The following is a 24,693-nucleotide window of genomic DNA, read 5'->3' on the forward strand; positions in this document are numbered from 1 at the left end:
ACCACTTCTTAAAGAAGTGGTTTTTGTTTGACTTAAAACTTCACACAAACAGGATTTGGGACTGTTATATTTTTTTGTAATAAGCTCAATTTCCCTGTTTCCTGATCTCTGGAAAACAAAACTAAATTACTCGAATTTTGATTCGAGGCAACGAGAAAATTTCCAGTTGGATCTAATGCAAAATCCCTTGGCCAATCCCCTTCTGTTGAGTTTCGGGTTACAAATGTTAACTTTTTCGTTTGGGAATCAATCGAAAAAATAGCAATACTGTTATGTCCTCGATTGCCCGCATACACAAACTTCCCATCATCAGAAACATGAATTGCACTGCCTTGATTATTCTCAGTAAAATCAGCTGGGATGGTTGATATAGTTTGTAATGATGTAAAACTTCCGTCTGTACTATTGTAGGTCAAAACAATCACTTCTGAGCTGAATTCAGTCATTACATAAACGGTAGAGGGGTCATTCGGATGAAAAGCCAAATGTCTAGGGCCGCTGCCAGGTTGTACATTCAAATCCGTTACTTTGTCTAATTTCCCTTCATTGTCCACTGAATAAGTGATTATTTTGTCACTACCTAACTCCATTACTACTAAAAATTTCCCATCAGGTGTCATTTCAGCAAAGTGTGTATGTGCCTTTTCTTGCCTTGGATCTGGGCCAGAACCTTCGTGATGAATAACCGATACAGGTGGATAAATCGCACCATTGTTTGGATTGATAACTGATGATTCTACCGTTCCTTTGTGATAATTCGTAGAAAAAACATAACGTTGATTTTGATCAATACTCACATGACATGGAGGCGAACCAGCCGACACTTCCGCATTTATAAACGTAAGCTGGTCATTATCATCAAGGGAAAAAGCTGCTACACCACCGGCATCTCCTTCTTTAATCACGGAATAAAGATAGCGGTAATCAGGACTTATATTCAAATAAGTAGGATTTTCTAATTCGGCAGCTACTTTAACATTATCGATTTTGCCTGATGTTGTGTCTAATTCGAATGAATAAATACCTTTGCTATCCCCATTCGTGTAGGTTCCAACGTATCCTGTAAACTTTGAACTTCCCATTCTATTAACTCCTTTATAAATCAACTTATTTATCTGTTATAACATTAATTTGTGAAGAACATAAAAAATTCATTTTAAAATAAGTTCAGCTATTGCTACTCCTGCTTGAACTAATCCAGATTTTAAAAGAATCATATCCAATGATCAAAACATTTGCCCCTAACAGTGAACATGCTGAATTTCTGTTGATTCCTATGATATCCTAATCCTTTCATATATAGCCACAATTAAGTTCAAAAGAAATAAAAATGAAATAGAACGAAAAAATCAACCATTCATAGATTGCTGATCTTTTGTGTCCTTTTTGTCTATATTTTTCATCGACCTTTTTTCGAATTAATTCTTGTTATCTTTCGCTAGATAAACAGAGAAATATTAGATTTTAAAATTATGTTAAAAAGAAGGAAATGAAATTCAAGATCCGCAATCTGAAGTTTCAAGAGATATGTTTTAGTGTAAAAGGAGAAAACGAAGACTGAAAGTAGGCAATTGAACATATTTTTTATTTCCATAATAAAAAGCTTAAATAACTGCCCCCCCTTCCAATCAAATTAGAAGGGGAGTTTTAAACAAAAAAAGGTCGAGCTGTTATGGATAGTCCAAAGATTCCGTGCTTTTACTCCAGAAGTTGCTGGCTCTCCAAATCTTCCACTGTTCCAGATCTTCTTGGTGTTCTCTAGCTCGTCTGCGTTCCAACTCCTCATAGGCCAAACGGAGGTCAACTCCAGGCAGAGAGTGGCAATCCTCAATAACTCCCAAATAGACATCTTCTCTCAAGTGCTTATACCACGCTGTCTCTTTCGCGACTACTTCAACCTGTCGAACGAATGATTCGTAGACTGCCTGCGAATATGTCCAGACAAATCCAACCTTGCAGCAATCATTGCAGTATCGTTCGATCAACAATTCATCTGTTTCGATAACATCGAGCGCATCTTTCAGCAACTGCTTAACAGCAGGAATGTTATCCTCAACAGGCAACTGATAGGTATGTTTAAGTTTTTCGAGGTTTATAAGAGCTTGTTGGGCATTCCATACCCTCATTACAGGATCTTTCATTCCCTCAGCGTCAAGCAAAGAAAGTACTAATAATAGCGGTGGTTTCGATCTGCTTGTATACACCGAATACTTCTTCTACGCACGCATAGATATACCAAAGACCATTTACCCTTGCGTAAAGAAGGATCAACCACACAGACATGGTCGAGACGGTTGAGTTATTCGTGAATATTCCCACCATGCTATGAGCTAGGATCAATTGGCCCATGAGACAGAAGTACCAATCACTACAGTACCCATTGCCCATCGAATGTAGCGAGCTACCTGCTTCTTTCGATTCATCATGGAACCTACCACAGGACTAATGGTGAAAACAATTCCCCTCATCCAAGTAGCGTATACTGTCTTTTCTATCAAACGAGCAATCGTACGAAGGGGATGATTTTTTTCATGGCCTTTTCCTTCAAGGTTGAACTGCATGTACTCCAATTGTAGTTTAAAAATGGGAATATTCATATATTTAAGAATAAAACAATAGTCAAATTGTCTTCTTGAAACAAACATTTCAATTAATAATTTAAAAAGAATAAACCTGCATCTCAGCATTTTCATCATATTTAGGCAGTAAAGCAGGTATTTTATTTATTTTGAAATTCAAAATAAATAAAAATAAAAATGAATAAGGCTGTAATTAGTGGATAGAAAACAGAAAAATCAGCAATCTTTTGAGCACAGATCGCTGATTTTTCGTGTTCTTTTAACATCAGGCAATATTAGAAATTTATATCTACGATTTAGACAACATTATTTAATAATCATTTCGGCTACTCTTCTGCCGGATAAACATGCTCCATATACACCATGAGCATTAGGATTCCAGTGCCCCGCAAAATACAGTCCCTCTATCGGAGAAGTGGGACCCATATCTGCTTCCCATGCTTGATTAACGTCTCTTGCCCAACCATACACAGCACCGCCTTTGTTTAGCGTATAATGCTCAATAGTACTAGGAGTAGCCAATTCATGAATGATTAAACTCTTACTTATATTGGGTACTTTTTTATCAATTAATTGAAGAAAATGCTCGGTAATAAATTCCTTGCCTTTATCCTGTTTAATTTTTTCAATTGTTTCCCTATTACATAAAGCCATGAAGGAAACAACTGAATGACCTTCTGGTGCAAGAGAATTATCAATTGCAGAAGGGGAACATGCAAGAATACATGGATTAGAATTTGGATCTAATGGATTATACAAATACTGTTGGTTGTCATGAATTTCATTTTCCGGAAAGAAAAAAGTTTCATGAGGAAGTTTGTTTTCTAAATCTTCATCACGAATCCCTGCATACAAAACGACAGCAGAAGGAGAGGGTTTTAACTTTTCTATATTTTCAGAGTATAATTTTGGGAATAACTCTTTCCCCAGCAGATTGTTTATTGTCTTCTCCATATCACCATTGGAAATAACAATCGGCGCACGATATTCATTTCCTTTATGGTCTACTACACCTGTTATTTTCGTTCCTTCATATGTAATCTTCTCTACTTTACGTCTCATCAAGACTTGTCCACCATGATCTACAATATAATTTCTCAATACATCACTGAGAATTTGAGAACCGCCTCTAGGGTAAAACGCACCTGGATGATAGGTTGCCAGCATACTCATCATAAAAATAGAGGACACTTCATTGATATTGCTTCCTGCATATGGATGCAAAGAGCTTAAAATAAGACGCACATGAGGATGAGAAAATCGATTATTTAAATATTCTCCAAATGGCATTGGTGCGATTTCCATAAAACGTTGACCAACTACAGGGTCATTGATACTTTCACCTGAAATATAGGATAGACCAGCTCTTCCCATCATTTTTATCTCATCAATCGTTTGATAGATTGCTTCACTATCGTCTGGAAACCATTCAGATAACTTTTTTGCCATATGGTCTAGACTAGAGGGAATGTCTTCATACAGTGTATCACCCAAATACAGGTTATACATAGGACTTACTTCGATAAAATCAATTTTATCTAATAAACCTAGTCTCTCATAAAGAGAATGCACTTCACCGCCTGGTTCACAGCCGCTTACTAAGTGCACAGCAACATCAAAATTAAATTTTCCTCTACGAAACATACTAACATAACCGCCGACTTCATAATGCTGTTCCAGAACAAGTACTTTTGCTCCTGATTGAGATAACAACGCAGCAGAAGTTAGTCCACCATACCCCGCACCTATTACGATTACATCATATTTTCCCAATCGACAACCTCCCAAGTAATTTAATATTTTAGCAAATTAAATTATAACAAACTATACTTATATTTGATACTTTTATAAATTAAATATATATTTTTATTTCTGATTTATATATAATTTCGACAATCAAAATATACTGCTTTCTAATGAAAAACAGACATTCAGCTGCAGCAATTGATTATCAACTCGGTTCAAAATTCATCTTCATATTTTACAAACTTACATAAATATTGAAGATTGAATTATTTGGATTAGGAAATTTTCACATTTAAATTTCAAAAAACCTGAGATATGAATAAATACCTCAGGCTAAAATAAAAAATTAATCAATTGGTGTTTGTGGTGCAGCATCTCCTGTACCTGTTACTCCGGCTTTTTTCTTCGAGCTAAACTTACCAAACACATTCGGTGCCATATCAAAAATGCGATCGATCAAGTGTGCATTACCTTCCATACTAAGCAAACGAATTCCATGTTCACCAACTACAATAAAGGCTACAGGAGTAATGGAGACTCCACCACCACTACCTCCACCAAAAGGAAAATGTTTATCAACTTTTGCAGGTTCATGTCCATTACCATTGGATTTTGATGTCTTTGTCCCAGTTGAAAATTCACTACCACCTGCAGCAAATCCAAATCCAACTTTACTCACTGGGATTATCACTTGTCCATCAGGCGTCTCTACAGGTGCACCGATAATTGTATTTACATCTACCATATCTCTTAGGTTTTCCATTGCTGTCTGCATCAAACCTTGAATAGGATGTTCGTTAGTCACCTTATATCCTCCTCCATTGTTCAGAGCTATTACATATGAAGATAGCTTCCCCCAATAGAGCTAAAGATATTCAAATGCAAATTAGTCATGTTTTAAGACATTGAGTGGAGAACTCATAAAGAAAAGATAGTAATGCACCGCTCCAGTAGTTACTGAAGCGGTGCTACGTTCATCTATTACAAGATTTCAATATATCCATCTGTTTCATTTACTCGAATACGTTGACCATCTTTCATCAATTTGGTGGCATTTTCAACACCGACAACGGCTGGGTAAGCCCTATTCACGTGCGATAACGCACCATGGGTCATCAATCCACCAACCTCAGTAATTAACGCTTTTATGGTAACAAACAAAGGTGTCCAGCTTGGGTCAGTAAAGGCCGTGATTAAGATATCTCCATCCTCTAGAATTGCATTTTCCACCTTTAAGATGACATGTGCTCTTCCCTCTACCACTCCAGAAGAAACAGGAAGACCTGCAATAGCCCCAGATTGGAAGATTTTCTCGTTCTCCTCTTTTCGTTGTTGATGAGCTCATAATCCAATTGTACGTTGCTACAGCATTGCGAATCTCCTCTAAAGTGATAATAATAAAGATTCACTGGATCTCACGGCATAAGCATGTTCCTCAGTAAAATGAAAGATATAGTAAGTAATAGCTTTCCTCATTTGAAAGAAGTTTCTACTTCTAAAATGATTTGACGAATCTTCCTGATGATTTATGATTCACCTAGATTTAAACCTTTTCCGCCAACTAGCAAAAGCTGTGTTTTATTCATTTCTTGAAAACCGAGGACCAAACTCATTCTATATCGCCCCCTGATCGGTTGTTATAGACATTAACCAATCTTAAAGTACAGCTAAAAAAAGAATAGTCTATATTTTATTCTGTTTCTATTTTATAATTAAAGTGGGGAAGGTTAGTGTGTTATATATAAGAAATAGAGATACATTAAAAACACCCTTTTCTTTTCTAATATATAGAAAAAAATTACTTTATATTTTTTTATTTCTGTCCCCATAGGTTACCCTCCGCAAGATCTGCTACTTCTCTCTTATAAAGAGTTTTCAAATAATAATCCCCGTCTGGAATCTTCAATCCAGTACCCTTTCATTCCTCTGCCAGTAATTGATCAATTCTCTATAGTCGACCATTTGTGTCTCTTGGACATGTTATTGGTGCTTATGTCTCTTTCTGGATGTTTGCGCAAATTTCCGAACAATATATTTGAATAAATATAACATTTCCAAACCATTAGAGAACATTCAGATGAAAAATATTCATTATTTTTCATATTTATGGGTACAAAGAATCAATTCAAACGATTATAATTTGTTTAATATAAAAAAGAAGGAGAGAGCTCGATGATCAAAATGAGCATGCAGTTCAGAGAACACGAGGAAACCCAAAACCCAAATGAAGTTATTGCATGGCTAAAAAGAGATATTGTGCCAAGATTACTTGAAGTACCTGGTGTAGCATATTGTGAAGTAGCCCAAAACTCCCCTTTTTCTTTTTTGGTTGATAAGGACATTAAAGTCCGGTATGTTGCCCAACTAGATATTTTCTATAATACAGAAGAAGATTTTCATAAAGCAAATTCTAACTTCAACGATGAATTTTTAGTATCCGAAGTAACTCGAACTGAACCATATAATGATATTCATATTTGTTACATAGAAAAAATTAGTAAAAAACAAGTCTTAACTAGAAAACTTTTTGGCAACTGGGGCAAATAGTCCTTCTTTCTTTTTTTAAAAAGCTCTCTTATTTTTATTTTTCAATAACAAACCTGACTCTAAATAACAGAGTCAGGTTTGTTATTTTTTATTCTCTTGCCATCGATGTGCTTAAACATAAGAAACATAGGTCTTATCCAATGCTCGAGTGATTTTTTCTGGTAGAGGTGCTGGATGCGGAACTCCAAATTCATCTCTATTTACCCAAATAATATTTTGTTCAGCAAAAGATAATTTTTGTTTTGTTCCATCTTCTTCTAATCTGAAATACTCAAAAAATAATTTGAGTCCATATTCATATCTTGCTGACAAGGACATTTCCACTACAATAGAGTCGAAAGGCATCGCTTCTCTTAAATGCTGGGTATCGTTGCTAACCGGGATCCATTCCCCTAACTCTCCGACACCTTTATAAAACTCCGGTGCTAACTGATAAAAATACATGTCCCGCAATACTCCCTGCCAAATCGTATAGTTAGCAAAGTAAACATTTCCAACTAAATTGGATTCTTCTAGAGAGGTTTCAAACGTTTTTCTTTGCAGTATCATTCGATTGGATGGTGTATTATTCAATGAATAATGGAGTTTACCTAATTTATTGGATAACCACTTCGTTGTTTCAAGTGCAGGAATATTCTCCACAGAAGCTAAACGATCTGCCAAAAACTCTTTAAAATATTTTGGCAGCGGGCTTTTCTTCACAAGCCCATGTCCTGTTATCTCTACCCAAGTCATACCTTGTCGATTTAACGCAATAAGTTCAAGTTCTCCATTTTCTAGCACTTTATGCCAATAACAAACATATTGAACAAAGGAGTCTTCACGCATAAATTCTAAACGGAAATGAGCTTCAATCACATCATCAGACTTCGCTTCACCAAATACTTCTGTCTGATTAAAGTTTGTACACATACCCCATTTTCCACTTGCCATCTGTTCTTTAACTTGTTCCATAATATCTGCTGTAAATAGTTCTCGAACTTTTCCCATCCACTTCGAATAACTTGAAAAGTTGACTCTTCTACTTATGGTTGAACTATCTTCAAAAATAAGTGGAAAACGGTAAACAAACCCTTTTTCTCGGTCAGAATAACCAAAAAGATTCGAACTGGATTGTTTTTGTCTCTCTGTTATATCCTGAAGTAGCGTTCCTTGTTCTTTACTAACAAAGGCAATCATTCTTGGTGTCTCACTTGTCAATTGCACTTGCACTGTAATTACAAAATAGGAAGATGTCTCTGTATAGGCAATAAATTCTACAACATCCGCAACTTTTTTAAACATTTCGACCTTCTTAACAGACTGGCCACTTGCTTTTTTGGCTGCTTCCAAGCTTGACCAGATTCTGCTGCCTGCGGTATCTAGTGTATCACCTTGATCTTGTAATTCGTTCAATAAGGATACACTGTCAATTGGTAAAATAGCTATCCATTTTTCTTCATCTCTATGTTCAATCGGGAGAATATCGCACCCTTGTGCACCATCATCGATTACACATAGTGTGAAATCATCATCATGTGCAATGGATACTCCCATTCCATTTTGTTTAAAATTGTTAGTAATAATAGGTTTCCCAGTATCTTCCCATGACAGTTTAACTGTTGTAGGCATACCTTTTTTTCTAGTCACGCTTTTAAACAAAGCTTCTACTCGCTGATGACGAATCTCCCTTGAATCTTGGTGTATATTTGGTAATAATTTTATCCCAATCTCAGGAATACTGGTCTGATCATCTGTTATTAAATATGGTTTTAATGCATCTTTTATCCGATTTTCATTAGAAAAAGACAATTCAACTAATTCTTTGGCAGTAGGTAGTTCTGGTAGATGTTCGAAAATGTAAACTTTGTAGTCAGAAATTTGCTGCACGATGCGATTGTGTTCATCGATCAACATAATTGAGAAAATATAATGTTTATCTTCTTGTTTAATAAATTTGGTGACACCACGCCAAATCCCTTGACTTTGATTCATTTTCATTTTTCGCAACGATACTATTTCTACAGGTAAGAACTGATCTTGTGGTGCGATAACTCGTCCTGATTGTAACAGAGCATCTTGCAAATATGGATCTCCTAATAGGAAATCATCATAATCTTCACCACGTACAGTAAATAAAGTTTCCCCAATTCCTTGTTCTTTATTGAAAAACGTATCGTAAATGGATTCGATTTGATAGTAACGAGAACCATGGAACATGATCGGTTTATAGAAATCTGTTTCTATATTTAAATTTAATGCTTTTTCTGGAAACTCTATTTCTTCATGGATCGTTTCCATCTGTTGGAATGAAAACATTGCTGAAAAATGAGCTTTTAGAAAACCAGATGTTTCAGAGCGAATCTCGGTTCTTATTCTTCCATCCTCCAAAACAAACGCACGAATTTCAATCGTTGTACCTTGATCTTTATCAACTATTACTGGAGCATTAAATTGTACATTCTCAATCAATACATTACTAAAGTCATTTATTCCTGTAACAAACGATGCAGCTTGTGCCATCGCTTCCACTCCGAATACACCAGGGAACAAGTAAGTGCCATTAAATACATGATCTTGAATATAATTATCTTTTGAAGCATGGAGATGATGTTTGGCAATCATCTCAATGTTCGGATGATCATACATAACTTCATCGATAAAATGGTATCTTTTCTTCCGATTTACTGATTTTGGTACCCATGTCGGAAAATCTTTAATTCTCGAAGTAAGAATAATTTGGCTTGTTTCTGGTTGATGATGAAACAAGTGAATGAATTTTTTCACACCTTCATTAACAGGAATTGGATAGATCCCTTTCTTTTCTAAATACTTCGTTACACCACCTTTTGTTCCCATACCTACTTCATCCCAAAGACCAAACGAAATAACTAATGTTTGTGTATCTGATTGCAGATTTTCAAAGTTTTTCATCATTAATTGCAACATTTCGTTTGAATAAGCATATGAAGTATTTCCTGCCATGCCTGATATTCCAGCAAGAGAGGAAAATCCTATAACCAATTTAAGTGAATGATCATTTAAGTTTTCCAAAATATTTCTAGCACCAAAAACTTTAGGTGCAATTTCATTTATAAACGCTTCCTTGGTAGTTTGTTCTGCACGTTTTGATTTTAGATTGGCAGCTCCATGTACAAAAGCCGTAATTTCTCCGAGTTCCATGTTTATTTGTTCAATTAATTCGCTCACTTGATCGTTATCAGTTATATCACATTGATAATATTCACATTCAACACCCAATTTTTGGAATCTACTAATATTTTTTTGCACTTCTATTTGATTTTTAGGAGAGCTTCCGACAAGAGCTATTTTTGCAGGTATTGTCTTAGCTACTCCTATCATACATTCTGCAGTGACTCCTTTTGCTCCACCTGTTACCAAAATAACATCTTGTTCATCCCAATCAAGATTTCTTGGAGTATATAAATTTGGATCTTGTAATACAGAAAATGGAATATATCTTACTCTATCCTTATCATACCCCACCACAATAAAGGGTTTGGGATCAGCTATTTCTGCAAGAACATCATGGACAATTTCGGATGCTTTCAACTTTGTATGCAAATCGATAATACGAATTTTTGCATTTGGGCGTTCCTGATACAGACTTGAAGCAAAAGCTTTTGCACTGCTGGATCCTAGCGGCACTTGGTCTAGACTACTACCAAATTTGCCACCGCCATATTGAATATAAGTAATGGAAGCATCAAAACCATGTTTTAATCCAGGTTGAATAACACTTTGCAAACGATCTATCATACCTTCAATATCATTGCGCAAATCTGTTTTTGGTAGAATCACGACAATATGACTGAATGCTTTTTCTTTCAATAAATAATTTTGTTTCAATTTATAAAAAGTAGCAATCGTACTCTTTACATTATTTTTTTGAAGTTGATGTACTAATTTTTGGGCTAAGGTATTTCTATTTTGGTCAGTTACAATTAAAAAACTATCTTCACTTGAGAAATTTGAGCTGCGTTCTAATCGTGGCATTTCTGTATATTCCAAAGCAAATTCTCTAACCCAATTTATCGGGTTCCGATCCCAAGAATCTGATTCTTTGATTTCTTTTGGAGACTTTTTATTAAGTATCTTCACTTCATTTGTTTTCACTTCTTGTTTTAAAATAACTGGAACATCGGTTTTAACATGCTCATCTATTTTTTTAAAACGTTCTAATTGCTCAGTAATCTCCGCCAAACTCGCATTTGCATATTCCGTAACATCAATGGTTTCCGTAATTCCTAAGGCTTTCACAACTTGCGATACGAACTCTGCTGATTTGATTGAATCCAAATTCAAATCATCCAGTAGGCGGTATTCCATTTTTATCGATTCTTTATGAAATCCAGTAAATTTTGCCACTTCTTGAACAATTATTTCACCGCTTTGCTGCGTCTGCGTTATTGGTGTGCGATGATGAGTTGGTATCTCTTCTATTGTTGCATACTTTTTCAAATCGCTCGCTATTTCAGTTAAACTCGCATTTGCGTATTCCGTGACATCAATGGTTTCCATAATTCCTAAAGCTTTCACAACTTGTGATACGAATTCTGCTGATTTGATCGAATCCAAGTTTAAATCATCCAGTAGGCGGTATTCCATTTTTATGGATTCTTTATGAAATCCAGTAAATTTTGCCACTTCTTGAACAATTATTTCGTCACTTTGCTGCATCTGCGTTATTGGTGTGCGATGAGATGACATCTCTTCTATTATTGCATACTTTTCCAAATCACCCGCTATTTCAGCTAAACTCGCATTTGCGTATTCCGTGACATCAATGGTTTCCTTTATATCTAATGCTTTCACAATTAGCGATACGAACTCTGCTGATTTGATCGAATCCAGATTTAAATCATCCAGTAAGCGGTATTCCATTTTTATCGATTCTTTATGAAATCCAGTAAATTTTGCCACTTCTGTGAAAATGAAATTTTCTAATTGAAAATTAGAACTCCTCTGTACCTCTTCGCTTTGCGGAACCAGATTTAAAATAGTTTTCATTAGCTCCTCTAAAGTAGCATTTGCAAATTCAGTAGGATCTAATGGTTCAGTTACTCCTAATCTGCGCACGATTTTAGCAACAAAATCAGCAGATTTAATGGAATCCATATTTAAATCATCTAATACATGATGTTTCATTGAAATAGAGTCGATTGAATATCCAGTAATATTTGATGCTTCTTGGATTATTACCTGATCGACAAACTCAGAATTACTAACTTCAGTAGTCTTGTTTTTCTGAAACTCAGCTAAATTATTTGATTGAGAATTAACTTGCGCAAATTCAGTAGTTGAATTAGCAATTTGTATATTTTCAGTAGAATTGGATTGATAATGTTTCATATCGGATTGAATGACATCAAATATGAAATCCCCTCTTTTTTGTAAATAATTCTCTAAGTCTATTGAGGATATTTGATTATTTTTAGATATAAAAGGAGATATATTATTGACAATTTGATTGTCATGATTCTCATCTATTTGTAAAGGCAGCTCTACTGGATTTATAATAAAACGTTTGTCCTGTGCTGATACAAATGGCTCTATTAAACGATTCTCATAAAGTACTTCCCAGTTGATTTCTCCCCCTTGAACAAAGTACAGTGCTAACAAGCTTTGAAGATCTCCTGTCTGTCCACTCTTTGATTCCACAGGGATACATGATAACGGGTAGGAACGATCAGACTGGACAAGACCCGTTAGTACTCGACCAGGACCAACTTCGACAAGTAAATCACATGTTTCTCGAAGCATATTTAATATATCAGTAAATCGCACTTGACTAATTACTTGTTTTGCAAAGTAATTCTTACCTTCTCTAACTTTTAGTTCATTCCACTCCATACCGTCTATCCCCGAAACAAACGGAATGGTCAATGCTTTATCTTCAGAAAGATAGGAAAGGCTATTTAACTGATCTGAAGCATCTTGTACTAATTTAGAATGAAAAGCATTGGAAACGGGCAAAAGATATGTTTGAATTTGTTCTTTTTTCGCCAAATCTACAACTTGATGAACAGCATTTCGTTCACCTGAAATGACCGTCTGTTTTTCACTATTTATATTTGCTATAACCACATATCCATCTGTGTTCGCTATGAGTTGCTCAGCCTTGGATTGATTGCAAAGAAGACTCGCCATAACTCCTGCGTCTTCTCCTGAAGCAGCCATTGCCTCTCCTCTGATTTTGGCTAAATGAAAAAGTGTACTTGCATCATATGCACCTGCTACATAAAGGGCAGAAAGCTCACCAAGTGAATGACCTGCTACAATACTTGGATTTATTCCTAATTTCTTCAAATACTCAAACCAAAGGACAGACACCAAGCAAATAGTAATCTGGGAATACTCGGTTTTCTTTAATTCTGTTTCCCACTCTTTTTGCTCTTCTTTATCTTTTTTCTTATCTAAATTCCGGAATACAATTTTCTCGGATTCTGGCATGTGATTCCATGCTTCTGCTGCAATTTCTTTTGCCCAATCATATCTTTCTATTAATAAACGACCCATATTAATAAATTGAGAACCTTGACCCGGGAACAAAAATCCTACCTTTTGAACAGTGACATTCTGATAACTAATCCATATCTCATTTTCTGCATCATAAAACAGCTCAATATCATCGAGTTGTTTTTCAATAAGAATTTGTTCTACTCTCTCTAATCTAGTAGTTAGTTGTTTTGGATGATTTGCAATAATGGCAACACGATATTTTGCTTTTTTATGTATTGCTCGAATTAAATGGTAAGAGTAGTCAGCAAGTTCCGCCATACTCATTCCATCGGATAAGAAAGATGCTTGTTTTATCTTCTCTCTCAATCCTTCTTGAGACTCGGCTGTAAAAATAAATATTTCTGTTTCTTGAGGAGAAACAAGTAGTTTGCTTTCACTAATTTCTGTTTTCAAATCTTCTTTGGGAGAATCTGCGGACTCCAGTGTAACATGGCAATTGATACCACCAAATCCCATAGCCGAAACTCCAGCTTTCATCACCCTATCTGGTTTATATACTTCTCCTTGGAGAATAGGGTAAAGGGATTGTGCTTTCTCTTCAAAAACGGAATTTGGAACACTGCACCCTGCAGTTGGAACCATGACTCTTTGATTCACAGAAAGGATAGCTTTAATTAACCCACCAATGCCTGCTGCCGCTTTTGTATGTCCAAACAGTGATTTAAACGATGTCATTCCTATGGATCGTTTTTCTGGAGAGCCGAACATCTCTAACGTAGCAGCTATTGCTTCAATTTCTACACGATCCCCTACTCTGGTTCCTGTTCCATGTGCTTCTATAAAATCCAATTCATGAGGAGAATAGCCAGCCATTTCATATGCTCTTTTTAAAGCAAGGGCTTGTCCACTTACTTTCGGAGCAGTAATGCCGCCTTTACCATCAGAAGAAATTCCCCATCCACGGAGTACTCCATAAACGTAATCTCCATCACGACGAGCATCTTCTAAACGTTTTAATATAATGAATCCGCTTCCTTCTCCCGGAATAAAACCAGTAGAAAATTGGTCAAATACATTCATATCTTCAGCTGTTAATGCTTTTGTCTTTGCAAATCCAATGATCTCCAATGGATCTAAACTTATATCAACTCCGCCAGCTATCGCTAAATCTAGATCCCCATTCACTAATTTATCTGCGGCAGTCGCTACTGCAAGTAATGACGAAGAACATGCTCCATCTACAACATAGCCGCCACCATGGAAATCAAAAAAGTTGCATATTCTGCCTGCAATCGTATTGGATAAATTACCAGCTAGAGTATCCTCCGTTACTGGTGCAAAAACGGACTTATATATTTTTTCCATATCCTCTTCTAGCCGACCAAGAGTGCTTGGCGATAAACCTTGTTGTTTCGCTGTAGCACGAAGTACTTTTCTTACATACGGCCAACGCAACCGCATGGAATACGAACGCATAAATTCACCAGTGAGGGAATTACCAACGATTACTCCTGTTTTATCTTTTGGAATACTTTCTTTTACTAGTCCTGCGTCAGCTAAAGCTTGGCTTGCTATTTCCAATGCCAGCCAGTGGACGATATCAGTTGATTCATATGTACTTTTAGGAATCCGCTTACTCGACCAATCGAACTGAAAATCATCAATCACAGCAGCGTAATCAGAATACGTTTTATCCGGCGTAATAGGATCTTTATCATAATACTCAGCTAGTGGTAAACGCTGATTAGGCATTTTACGGAATTGTCGTCTTCGTGCAAGGACATTCCTCCATAATTCTTTTGGATTTTTTGCCCCAGGATAATAATTTCCTATTCCGATCACAGCAATATGATTATGAGCCAAAAAAAGTCACCCCATTGCTACAATTTTTATGTTTACAAGTTCTATTATAGCAATTTTTAATTTAATTGTCACATCTAATTATTCTAATAATATATATATTTGTGGTATTATTAAGTCGATATGCTTTGATAATAGTGTAAAATTTTGTATATTAGAAATTAAAAATTTACCATTGTGGATATTATTATCTACAATGGTATTTATTAAAGGTTAGAAGTTCTTTGCTCAGAAACATATGATTGTTTTTTTACTTGTGAACTTTTTCCAGATCGAAACCGCAATAAAAAGAGAAAGCAAACGAATTTCCCTACCGGAACAGAAAACTCTGATTCAAAGGTGGTTTCTAAGATAGATTGTTGAAAAGAAGAAGTTACAGTTAAATCTGGTTTTTCGTTCCATTGAATATAATGGCTGATAAAACCAAGTACATTCGTTTTCACTCCCCAAACAATACCCGTTAAGACTCCAGCTTCAGCAGCGTCCCCAGTGCCTACTTTTGTTTTCCATATCCACTTATTGCAATGAATATGAGACATAAACCAGCGTACGATATCATGAAAAGATCGTATTCGAGTTAACAGTTCTTCATAATTTTCATACCAGTAATGAATTTTCTCAAATGAAATAAAAGTCTCTTCCTTCTCTTTTTTTGTATTCGATTGACGCTTACTTTCGACTTTTACACCTGCATCCATATTCTTGAAATCTACAGTAGGAATGGATAATTTGTAATGAAGAAGGCCGCCAAGTGCAATAATGACAATTTCACCTTTGTCTTTGCCTTCTTTCCGTTCATAAAAAGCACGAAGTCGAATCTTTGACAAAAAAAACAAATACAGACCAACCAAAATACAAGCAATTGCTAATAACAAAATAATCATTTTTTGATCATCACCAATTAATAATATAAAAACCGACCCTTCTCTTCAGGATCGGCAAAAATTGGGATGAATATTCTTTGTAATTACTAATTTTTATTTTTACAGTTTAATGGACATGTTTTGCATTTCTCTTTTTGGGAACTAGGTAGTAAAAAGTACAAGCAACAGCTTTTGCGAATAGAACTGCTTGCATCAAAGCTATCGAATGGATTACTTGATAATCCAAATAATCTGCCATCCGCATATTTTGTTAAATATTGAAACATAGCTTCAGCATTCGATGTCTGTGCTACTTGCAAACAAGCCCATTTGATATATATATAAGCATTTTCCCAGAGCAAATCAATTTTTATCCCCGTTACGCTGGAAATAGTCTCCCATAACGGAACCAAGTGATCAGCAAAATAATGAACAATATAGTCATCCATTTTATGTATAGAATTTATTTCGTGAGTAGGTGTGCTAGTGCGAAAAGAAATATCCAGATCGATACTACCAGTCTCCAAACAGAGAGAAATTGTATTTTTATTTTGATCGATCCTTGGAAATTCTCCTCCTGTTAAAAGCCGACTCAAACTTGGAATTAATAAAGTTGAACAATATCTTTTTGAAAATTGAGATGCTATTACGATGGTTGAAGATGCTTTTCGTGATTCTCTGCTTTTCTGAAAAATGTCTTCTAGTGAAAATTTATTAAATAATACCGATAAGGGTAAAGCATTTATTTGTGAAGTGGCAGCAATTGTCTCCATCATATGGATTCCCCATTAAATGATAATGATATTTGTTCTCAATTGTAAAGGATGGAGAAGCTCTTCGTCAATATTTTCTCAAAAAATGATGCTCTATTCTTTATTATAATTCTTGCGAGTCAGAAAACCCACGGTTTGAATCGTGGGATGTTAGCGAGCATCACTACAACGGGAGCACAAGTTTCGCCAATTCACTAAAGTGGCAAGTCTCACTTTGTAGACGAGGGAAGTTTCTACCTCTCATAAATCTGACAAATTTTTCAAAAAACACTTTACAAACACACATTCTATTGTTAGACTATCGACAGTTGCTCTTGGAAAAGTGGAAAGTATATAGAGTTGTGCAAATCAATCGATTTGCACGTAAAATGCTATGCGTACCGAAAAATGGATAGACTGAAATGCGATAACCAAGCAGTAAGTCTTTGCTATGACGTAGCAACAAAAACTCTGTTCAACCGTGGAGCTCACGGAGTTAGCTTGTAATGAAGCAGTCAGATGGCTACCGTCCCAAGAATCCCATGGCTTCAGCCATGGGGAGTGTCAAATGTTTACTGTTCAACAAAAAAAGAAAACCCTTTTATTTGGGTTTTGAATTAAGCTGACCTGATTTTTTTTAATTCGACAATTTCATTTTCTTGCTGAACAGAACGTTTCGCGAGCAGTTCCATCATTTCATCTTGTTTCTTTATTTTTCGAGTAATTGCTTCCATACTTAATCTTAGTTCCGTGGAAGATTCTTTTACCATGATCATTTTCTCATCAAATGAACTTACTTTCGCATTGGTTGTACCAACTATTTGCAATAGCTGAGTTATCATTTTTTCATTCCGTTCCTGGTTATTTCTCAGATCAGAAATATCTTTTCTTGCTTCACGAACGGCATCATTTAATGAACGTAGTTCTTGTAGTATGGCATCTTTGTTATTTGACATAGGAACCTCCCTATACTTTCACATCCGCTTTTTGATTATAGCGAATACTAGAAACAATTTCCACTATTATTTGGTAATTTTTCCATTTTTTCGCCAGCGTATGTGTTCCCTTGACAAACAACTACTCGATTGCGGTGTTTTCCTCTTCTTCCACTCCTAACCGTTCATATAAATTTTTACGATCCTCTTCCCACTCCTGCCAATGAAAAATAGACTCCGGAGAAGGAAGTTCTTCGATTTTGTTCAATCCAAAGTATTGTAGAAATTGGCGAGTTGTGCCAAATAAAATAGGTCTGCCAGGACCTTCTGCTCTGCCTGCTTGTCGAATAAGAGCTTTTTTTTCTAATTGCTGAATAATCCGATCACTTTTTACTCCTCTTATTTCTTCAATATCAGCTCGTGTTACTGGTTGGCGGTAAGCTATAATCGCCAAAACTTCAATTGCAGCACGGGATAGACCTGCACGAGTGGGAATCTGAGCCATTTTTCGTATGTAAGGAGTATGCTCTGGTAGAGTTGTCAATTGATAGGAACCTGCAACTTGCATCAATTGAATTCCACGGTTATCTAATTTCCATTCCATTTGCATTTCACCCAGTAACAATTGAACTTCTTTTTTTGGTAACTCTGTCCATTGTGCTAGCTCTTTTACAGTTACACCATCTGTACCAGCAGCAAAAATAATACCTTCTAAAATTCTTTTCCAATCTTTTGATTCCATCAGACTTTCTCCCCTGTAGGAATAAGTTGAATAAAAATATCCGAAAACAATTCTGCTTGTCTACATAAAATTGGTTTGGTTTTCATTAATTCTAAAATAGCGAGAAATGTAGTAATAAGTCTTTCCTTGGTAATTACACCTGTTTCCATTAATCCTGTGAGCCAAAGTTCTTTTTTTATTAATAATTCCTCGTAAATTTGCTCCATTCGATCACTAACAGAAATTTCTTCTCTTGCTAACTTTGTGAGTGTCTTTTCTGGTTCTGTTTGTTGTTGCTCGAGTATGGAGAACAACGCTTTCCATAAATCATCTGGCGAGATACCTTCCAATGGGTTTTTCGTTGGGGTGTATGGTGTTAGATCAAGCGGTTGTCGAGAAAACAAACGATTTTGTTCACTCTCCCGTTCCTCCAACTGATCACCTAACCGCTTAAATTGTTTATAAACTAATAAGCGTTCTATCAATTCTTCTCGGGGATCAAGCCACTCCCCCTCACCTTCGAGAGGGATATCCTCTTTTACAACAGGTGGTAACAGCATTCTACTTTTCAAAGATAGAAGAGTAGCAGCCATTACCATAAATTCACTTGCAATCTCCATATTCCACGCTTTTGCATCTTCTAAAATCTTCAAATATTGATCTGTAATAGTAGAAATGGATACCTCGTAGATATCCACTTCTGCTTTATCAATCAAATGTAACAATAAATCCAAAGGCCCTTCAAATGCATCTAATTTTACTTGTAACGTAGTAATTTACATCACAGCCTTTATCGCCTTTTGCAAGTTAGCCATTTCCACTGCATTAACTGCTGCTTCATGACCTTTATTGCCAGCTTTGGTACCTGCACGTTCAATTGCTTGTTCAATACTGTTTACTGTTAGTACACCGAAAATTACTGGCAGCTGATACTTGCTGCTTACAGACGCAACACCTTTGGCAACTTCTTTACAAACATAATCATAGTGAGTAGTTGCACCACGAATTACAGTTCCAAGTGTAATAATCGCATCATATCTGCCTGTGGATGCAAGTTGTTCCGAAATAAGCGGTATTTCAAATGCTCCTGGGACCCATGCAGTATCAATGTTTTGAGAGTCGGCTCCGTGTCGATATAATGCATCCTGAGCACCAGTTAATAATTTTTGTGTGATAAATTCATTAAAACGGCTTACAACAATCGCAAAACGTAATCCTTCTGCGACTAATTTTCCTTCTAAAATATTCGCCATTGTTTCATAACCTCTTTTACTTTATAGATGTAGTAGATGTCCTAATTTCTCTTTTTTTGTTTCCATATATCGTTTGTTATGTTCACCGGTTGGCAGTTGAATTGGTACAGTTTCCACTATTTCGATACCATGGTCATCCAATCCTTTGATTTTACGAGGATTGTTCGTAAGCAGTCTTATTTTTGTAGCACCCAAGTCCTTTAACATCTGTGCGCTAAGATCATATGTCCTTAAATCATCAGCGAACCCAAGCCGCAGATTTGCTTCTACTGTATCATAGCCTTCTTCCTGCAGTTTATATGCTAACAACTTATTTAACAGCCCAATGCCTCGTCCTTCTTGACGCATATAAAGAATAATTCCTGATCCTTCTTCTTCTATCGTATCTAAAGCAGCATGCAATTGCGGACCACAATCGCATCTTCTAGATCCAAACACATCACCAGTCAAACACTCTGAATGAATGCGAACAAGCACAGGTTCATCGGGTTTGATCTCACCTTTTATAATAGCCACATGTTCTTTCTCATCTACAGTATTAGAATATCCTACCATTTTGAATTCGCCAAAATCAGTTGGAAGTTTAATGGAAACAACTCGCTCTACTAATGGTTCGACCGTACGGCGATAATGAATCAACTCTTGTATGGTAATCATTTTTAACTGATGCTTTTGGGAGAACTCTTTTAGCTGTGGTAATCTCGCCATGGTTCCATCTTCATTTAGCACTTCACAAATAACCCCAGCAGGAGTTCCACCTGCTAATCTAGCTAGATCAAGCGCTGCTTCAGTATGACCTGGTCGTCCTAGTACACCTTCTGAATTTGCGATCAATGGGAAGATATGTCCTGGACGACGAAAATGAAATGATTTTTTTGATGGATCACAAAGCGCTTGTATGGTAGCAGCTCTTTCTGCAGCTGAAATTCCTGTGGTCACTTCATCAAAATCCACAGAGACAGTAAACGCAGTTCCATGACGTTCTGTATTTTGAACAACCATTGGTGCTAATTCTAGCTCTTCTGCTCGTTCTTTCGAAATAGAAACACAGACCAAACCTCTGCCGTGTGTAACCATAAAGTTGATAATCTCAGGAGTTACTCTATCTGCGAGGCAAATAATATCTCCTTCATTTTCTCTGTCATGGGCATCAACAACGATTACCATACGACCTTCTTTTAAATCGGCTATTGCTTCTTCTACAGTATGAGACATCTCTTTTGTACTCCTTCCAGAATTAAAAGCCGTACTCTGCTAATTTTTCTTTGCTAAGCACTTGTACCTTATTTACTTTCTGATTCCACTTAACTAAATATTTTCCAATAATATCGCATTCAATATTTACTAAATCTCCGACTTGCAAAACTTTAAATTGTGATTGTTGAAAGGTATGCGGTATAAGAGATACAGAAAATGTATCTTGCATTACTTCTGCCAGTGTTAAACTTACTCCATTAATAGTAATGGAGCCTGTTGCCACTAATAAAGGCATTAGTTCTGGTAAACATTGAAACTGCAAATAAGTCGCATTCCCTACTTCCGTTTTTTCTGTCAAGGTTGCTACACCATCTACATGTCCTTGAACCATATGCCCGCCAAATCGATCTCCCATCTTCATTGCTCTTTCTAAGTTTACAAATGTAGAAGGCCGATAGTTTGCAAACGCACTTTTTCGCACAGTTTCTGCCATTACATCAGCGACAAAATAATCGTTTCCCAATTTGGTTACAGTGAGACATACTCCGTTTACGGCAATACTGTCTCCTATTTTTGTCTCCTCTAGTACCTTGGAGCATGAAATGGTTAATTCTAGCCCTTCCCCACTCTGAATCATTTGTACTACACGACCAACTTCTTCAATAAGTCCAGTAAAAATAATTGTATCCCCCTTACTCTCCCAAATAACCAATTATACATAAATCTTCACCATATTGTTTCCAAGAAAAGCGATGCAGAGATAGAGCTTGTGCCATTTTTTCTGGACTTTCTCCTCCAATGGAACTAGGGCTTGTGTTTCCGCCTAATAATTTAGGAGCAAGAAAAGCAATCACTTTTTGCACATGATTTCCTCTTAACATGGAAGCATTAATTTCTCCTCCACCCTCCACCAACAAAGATAAAATACCTTCTTGTCCTAATATCTGCATTACTTTCGAAATATCTACTTTAGAATCAGAACCTGTAGAGAAAATTTTAACACCTGCTTCTTGAAACGCAGCTTCTTTAAAAGGATCTTTGCTTTCAGTTGTAAAAATCCAAGTTGGTGCTTTGGATGTATCTAATATCTTAGCAGTTAGTGGAGTACGTAATTTACTGTCTAAAATAACACGAACAGGGTGATTTCCCTCCCCATTCGGTAGGCGAGTAGTTAGTTCCGGATCATCTGCTAAAACAGTATTGGCACCTACGAGAATGGCATCTTGTTCATGTCTCAATTGATGAACATATGCCCTTGCCTTTTCCCCTGTCACCCATCTGCTGTCGCCGCTCGCAGTTGCGATTTTCCCATCAAGTGTTGTCGCCGTTTTTAAAGTAACAAAAGGTGTTCCTGTTTTTCGATGAAAAAAATATGCTTCATTTAAGAGGAAACATTTTTCTTCTAAAACACCCTGTACTACTTCTAATCCAGCTGCTCTTAAACGCTCAATACCTTTACCAGCAACTAATTTATCTGGATCACCTGAGCCAATTACAACTCGTTTTACTCCAGATTCAATAATTTTTTCGGTACACGGGGGGGTTCTTCCAAAATGATTACAAGGTTCAAGTGTTACATAAATCGTACTGCCTCTCGATTCCTCACCTGCCATACGAAGCGCATGCACTTCCGCATGAGGAGTTCCTGCGCGCAAATGTGCACCAGTACCAAGTAAACGGTTATTTTTAACTACAACTGCTCCTACCATTGGATTAGGTGAAGTTTGACCAGCTGTAACCTCGGCTAACTGAATCGCAAGGTGCATCCATCTCTCATCTTGTTCCACTCCATACCTCCAAAAATGTGACATTATGTAGACAAAAATGGTTTGACTACAAAAAAACGACCAAACAATAGTTTTGGTCGGGGTTATTCCAGCATGACGAATCAACCTTTTTTGTATTATTTTCAAAAAAGGTTTCATTGCCCTTCTCCCATCCAGACTATACTGTCGGCTTTGGATTCTCACCAAATCCACCGATAGAAAAAATTTCTATCGGGTCACGGGCTTGGGTCTACTAGGACACCTCACCGCCGGTTGGGAATTTCACCCGACCCCGAAGGACTATTGATATATGTTATATTCTAAATCATTTGGTCTCTTATCACAATAAAAAGTACTAAACTTTGTTTAGTAACTAACTCCATTTCTTTTGCGTAGCCATATACAAAAGAATGGTGAAAAAGATAGAAATAATAGTTGTGTGTAATAATGCTGCTAAAAGCTGTCCACCTGATAATACCACAATTATTCCAGACACGGCTTGAAATGTGATAAAACCAAATGCCCACCAAGCTGTTTTTTTCAATTGTGCTCTATCACGATATTTTACCAAAATAACAAAAAGTAATACCAGCATAATCAACCACAACGAAGCTGCAGCAAATCGATGTAACATTTGTATACCCGCTGGTGTTGAAAAACTCGGAAACAATTGGGGACCACATAATGGAACATGGTAACCACATGCCATCGTAGCATCTGCATGTCGAACTAATGCACCAGTATAGACCACTGCGTACGTATAAAGGACATAAAACCAAGCAAAAATGCGAAACTTTTTGCTGATGGGAAAACGTGTTACAGTGTCTCCATTTAGCATACGCCGCAATTCTATATTTAGTAATACTACACTAGCCAGTGAAACCAACGAAAACCCAAAATGTAATGCCAATGCCGCTTTTTTTTCAAAATCTCCTTGAAAAACTACTGTTAATGCACCTAATGCACCTTGCAAGATAACAAAAAACAAACTATAAAATGCTAACCAACGAATTTTTTTGTTTTTCCAAAAAGAAATCCAACACCAAACAGCTAAAATTAAAATAAGAAACCCAACAGCACCTGAAACAATGCGGTGACTATATTCAATCACCGTTTCAATAGATACACTTTCAGGAATCAATTGACCTTTACATACAGGCCAACTATTTCCACATCCTTGTCCAGATGCTGTTATTGTTACGATCGCGCCCATGATTAGCATCAAATAAGTACCAAAAACCGTCAACCATGTAAGGATTCTTAAATAGGGATATTGTCTCTCCATCTCATCCCCTCCTATCCAATTACCCATTGTAACATAGACATACGGTTTTCTAAGAATAGACATAAAAACGTCAGAATTATGCTTGTAAACATCAAAATATTTATAAAAATCAGCACTCAACAAACCGAATAGCCCACTCATTTCGAGGGAAAAGTTATGATATTGTTGAATTCGATTGCGCATGGTTGACGCCGCTATTTAAACGAACTAAGCTAAAGTCAGAATCTCCCTATTGTTTCGAAGGGGAAAAAATGTCCGAAAAAGAAGTTTTCCCGAATCGCTTTGTTTTTAAGAAGTACTCCAACTATGAATGGACAGAATATCGAAACACTGGATATATGTATGGTGTTTACGCCTTACCTCACAGAATTCTTTATCGGGCGATCGACAACGGAAAAACCATCGAACTCGATGTAAGGATCCAAGATGTTCTGAAAGTGGGAGAGATTCGATACCTAGAACATAAGGGGATTCGTCTTTTTGAGGTGAAACGTTTGAAATAAACCTCAATACTCCTCTCTACAAATTCTTAAAGAGAGGAGATACGTTTTTTAATCTTGATACAAAATACATATTCCACACATACTACAGTGTCTACTTTTAAGTTATCATTACTTCTTATTCCCTTTCGAAACTTATATATATTTTTAATTTTGAGATATAGATAAATACTCTTACTTAAACCATTCAATGTATACACTCTGACTGCCTTGCATCTTTTCTACCC

General features: G+C 36.3%; 18 protein-coding genes, 1 pseudogene and 1 riboswitch. Of the genes and pseudogenes, 2 read left to right on the top strand and 17 right to left on the bottom strand.

Annotated elements, in window-relative coordinates; all coding sequences use genetic code 11:
* Positions 1-32 precede the first annotated feature (32 nt).
* The 6 genes and pseudogenes from AC5WOC_RS04295 to AC5WOC_RS04320 all read right to left on the bottom strand — a co-directional run.
* Entirely contained in the window at positions 33-1,082 is a 1,050-nt protein-coding gene (locus AC5WOC_RS04295) for a lactonase family protein (protein ID WP_496054170.1), read from the bottom strand.
* Positions 1,083-1,670: 588 nt separating this feature from the next.
* Positions 1,671-2,204, bottom strand: a complete 534-nt coding sequence (locus AC5WOC_RS04300; RefSeq protein ID WP_496054171.1) for a hypothetical protein — start codon at positions 2,202-2,204, stop codon at positions 1,671-1,673.
* Positions 2,205-2,336: 132 nt separating this feature from the next.
* Positions 2,337-2,561, bottom strand: a complete 225-nt coding sequence (locus AC5WOC_RS04305; protein WP_496054172.1) for a hypothetical protein — start codon at positions 2,559-2,561, stop codon at positions 2,337-2,339.
* 324 nt (positions 2,562-2,885) lie between these two features.
* Positions 2,886-4,352 carry a phytoene desaturase family protein gene (locus AC5WOC_RS04310; RefSeq protein ID WP_496054173.1) on the bottom strand — a complete coding sequence of 489 codons (1,467 nt, stop codon included), beginning with the start codon at positions 4,350-4,352 and terminating at the stop codon, positions 2,886-2,888.
* Between the two features lie 319 nt (positions 4,353-4,671).
* The gene (ytfJ, locus tag AC5WOC_RS04315; protein ID WP_496054939.1) at positions 4,672-5,100 is read right to left on the bottom strand and encodes a GerW family sporulation protein; all 429 of its coding nucleotides are present in this window, start codon (positions 5,098-5,100) and stop codon (positions 4,672-4,674) included.
* A gap of 206 nt (positions 5,101-5,306) precedes the next feature.
* Positions 5,307-5,643 (bottom strand): annotated as a pseudogene (locus AC5WOC_RS04320) (PEP-utilizing enzyme); the annotation flags it as partial.
* Between the two features lie 854 nt (positions 5,644-6,497).
* Between AC5WOC_RS04320 and AC5WOC_RS04325 the strand changes: the two are divergent.
* Complete coding sequence (locus tag AC5WOC_RS04325; RefSeq protein WP_496054174.1) at positions 6,498-6,872, top strand: hypothetical protein; 375 nt, start codon at positions 6,498-6,500, stop codon at positions 6,870-6,872.
* Positions 6,873-6,983: 111 nt separating this feature from the next.
* Here AC5WOC_RS04325 and AC5WOC_RS04330 read toward each other — a convergent pair whose 3' ends face one another.
* The 11 genes from AC5WOC_RS04330 to AC5WOC_RS04380 form a co-directional block, all read right to left on the bottom strand.
* Positions 6,984-15,197, bottom strand: coding sequence for an SDR family NAD(P)-dependent oxidoreductase (locus tag AC5WOC_RS04330; RefSeq protein ID WP_496054175.1), 8,214 nt, complete (start codon positions 15,195-15,197; stop codon positions 6,984-6,986).
* A 203-nt stretch (positions 15,198-15,400) separates the two neighbouring features.
* Positions 15,401-16,078 carry a DUF2953 domain-containing protein gene (locus AC5WOC_RS04335; RefSeq protein ID WP_496054176.1) on the bottom strand — a complete coding sequence of 226 codons (678 nt, stop codon included), beginning with the start codon at positions 16,076-16,078 and terminating at the stop codon, positions 15,401-15,403.
* A gap of 86 nt (positions 16,079-16,164) precedes the next feature.
* Positions 16,165-16,833, bottom strand: coding sequence for a (2Fe-2S)-binding protein (locus tag AC5WOC_RS04340; protein WP_496054177.1), 669 nt, complete (start codon positions 16,831-16,833; stop codon positions 16,165-16,167).
* A gap of 593 nt (positions 16,834-17,426) precedes the next feature.
* A complete protein-coding gene (locus AC5WOC_RS04345; RefSeq protein WP_496054178.1) occupies positions 17,427-17,765 on the bottom strand; it encodes a hypothetical protein in 339 nt (112 codons plus the stop codon).
* 121 nt (positions 17,766-17,886) lie between these two features.
* Complete coding sequence (gene scpB, locus AC5WOC_RS04350) at positions 17,887-18,486, bottom strand: SMC-Scp complex subunit ScpB (RefSeq protein ID WP_496054179.1); 600 nt, start codon at positions 18,484-18,486, stop codon at positions 17,887-17,889.
* Complete coding sequence (locus AC5WOC_RS04355) at positions 18,486-19,199, bottom strand: segregation and condensation protein A (RefSeq protein WP_496054180.1); 714 nt, start codon at positions 19,197-19,199, stop codon at positions 18,486-18,488. Before AC5WOC_RS04355 ends, scpB begins: the two co-directional genes overlap by 1 nt.
* Positions 19,200-19,241: 42 nt before the next feature.
* Positions 19,242-19,718, bottom strand: coding sequence for a 6,7-dimethyl-8-ribityllumazine synthase (ribH, locus tag AC5WOC_RS04360; protein WP_496054181.1), 477 nt, complete (start codon positions 19,716-19,718; stop codon positions 19,242-19,244).
* Between the two features lie 21 nt (positions 19,719-19,739).
* Entirely contained in the window at positions 19,740-20,933 is a 1,194-nt protein-coding gene (locus AC5WOC_RS04365; RefSeq protein ID WP_496054182.1) for a bifunctional 3,4-dihydroxy-2-butanone-4-phosphate synthase/GTP cyclohydrolase II, read from the bottom strand.
* Positions 20,934-20,955: 22 nt separating this feature from the next.
* Positions 20,956-21,627, bottom strand: coding sequence for a riboflavin synthase (locus AC5WOC_RS04370; protein WP_496054183.1), 672 nt, complete (start codon positions 21,625-21,627; stop codon positions 20,956-20,958).
* Positions 21,608-22,726, bottom strand: a complete 1,119-nt coding sequence (ribD, locus tag AC5WOC_RS04375; protein WP_496054940.1) for a bifunctional diaminohydroxyphosphoribosylaminopyrimidine deaminase/5-amino-6-(5-phosphoribosylamino)uracil reductase RibD — start codon at positions 22,724-22,726, stop codon at positions 21,608-21,610. The genes AC5WOC_RS04370 and ribD overlap by 20 nt, the downstream gene beginning before the upstream one ends.
* A 112-nt stretch (positions 22,727-22,838) precedes the next feature.
* Positions 22,839-22,985: riboswitch (FMN riboswitch) on the bottom strand.
* 69 nt (positions 22,986-23,054) lie between these two features.
* On the bottom strand, positions 23,055-23,966 hold the full coding sequence (locus tag AC5WOC_RS04380; RefSeq protein WP_496054184.1) for a COX15/CtaA family protein: 912 nt from the start codon (positions 23,964-23,966) through the stop codon (positions 23,055-23,057).
* Positions 23,967-24,217: 251 nt separating this feature from the next.
* Here AC5WOC_RS04380 and AC5WOC_RS04385 point away from each other — a divergent pair, with 251 nt between their 5' ends.
* Positions 24,218-24,469, top strand: coding sequence for a hypothetical protein (locus AC5WOC_RS04385; RefSeq protein WP_496054185.1), 252 nt, complete (start codon positions 24,218-24,220; stop codon positions 24,467-24,469).
* Positions 24,470-24,693: the final 224 nt, after the last annotated feature.

This window comes from Shimazuella sp. NTD247, from assembly GCF_059510415.1.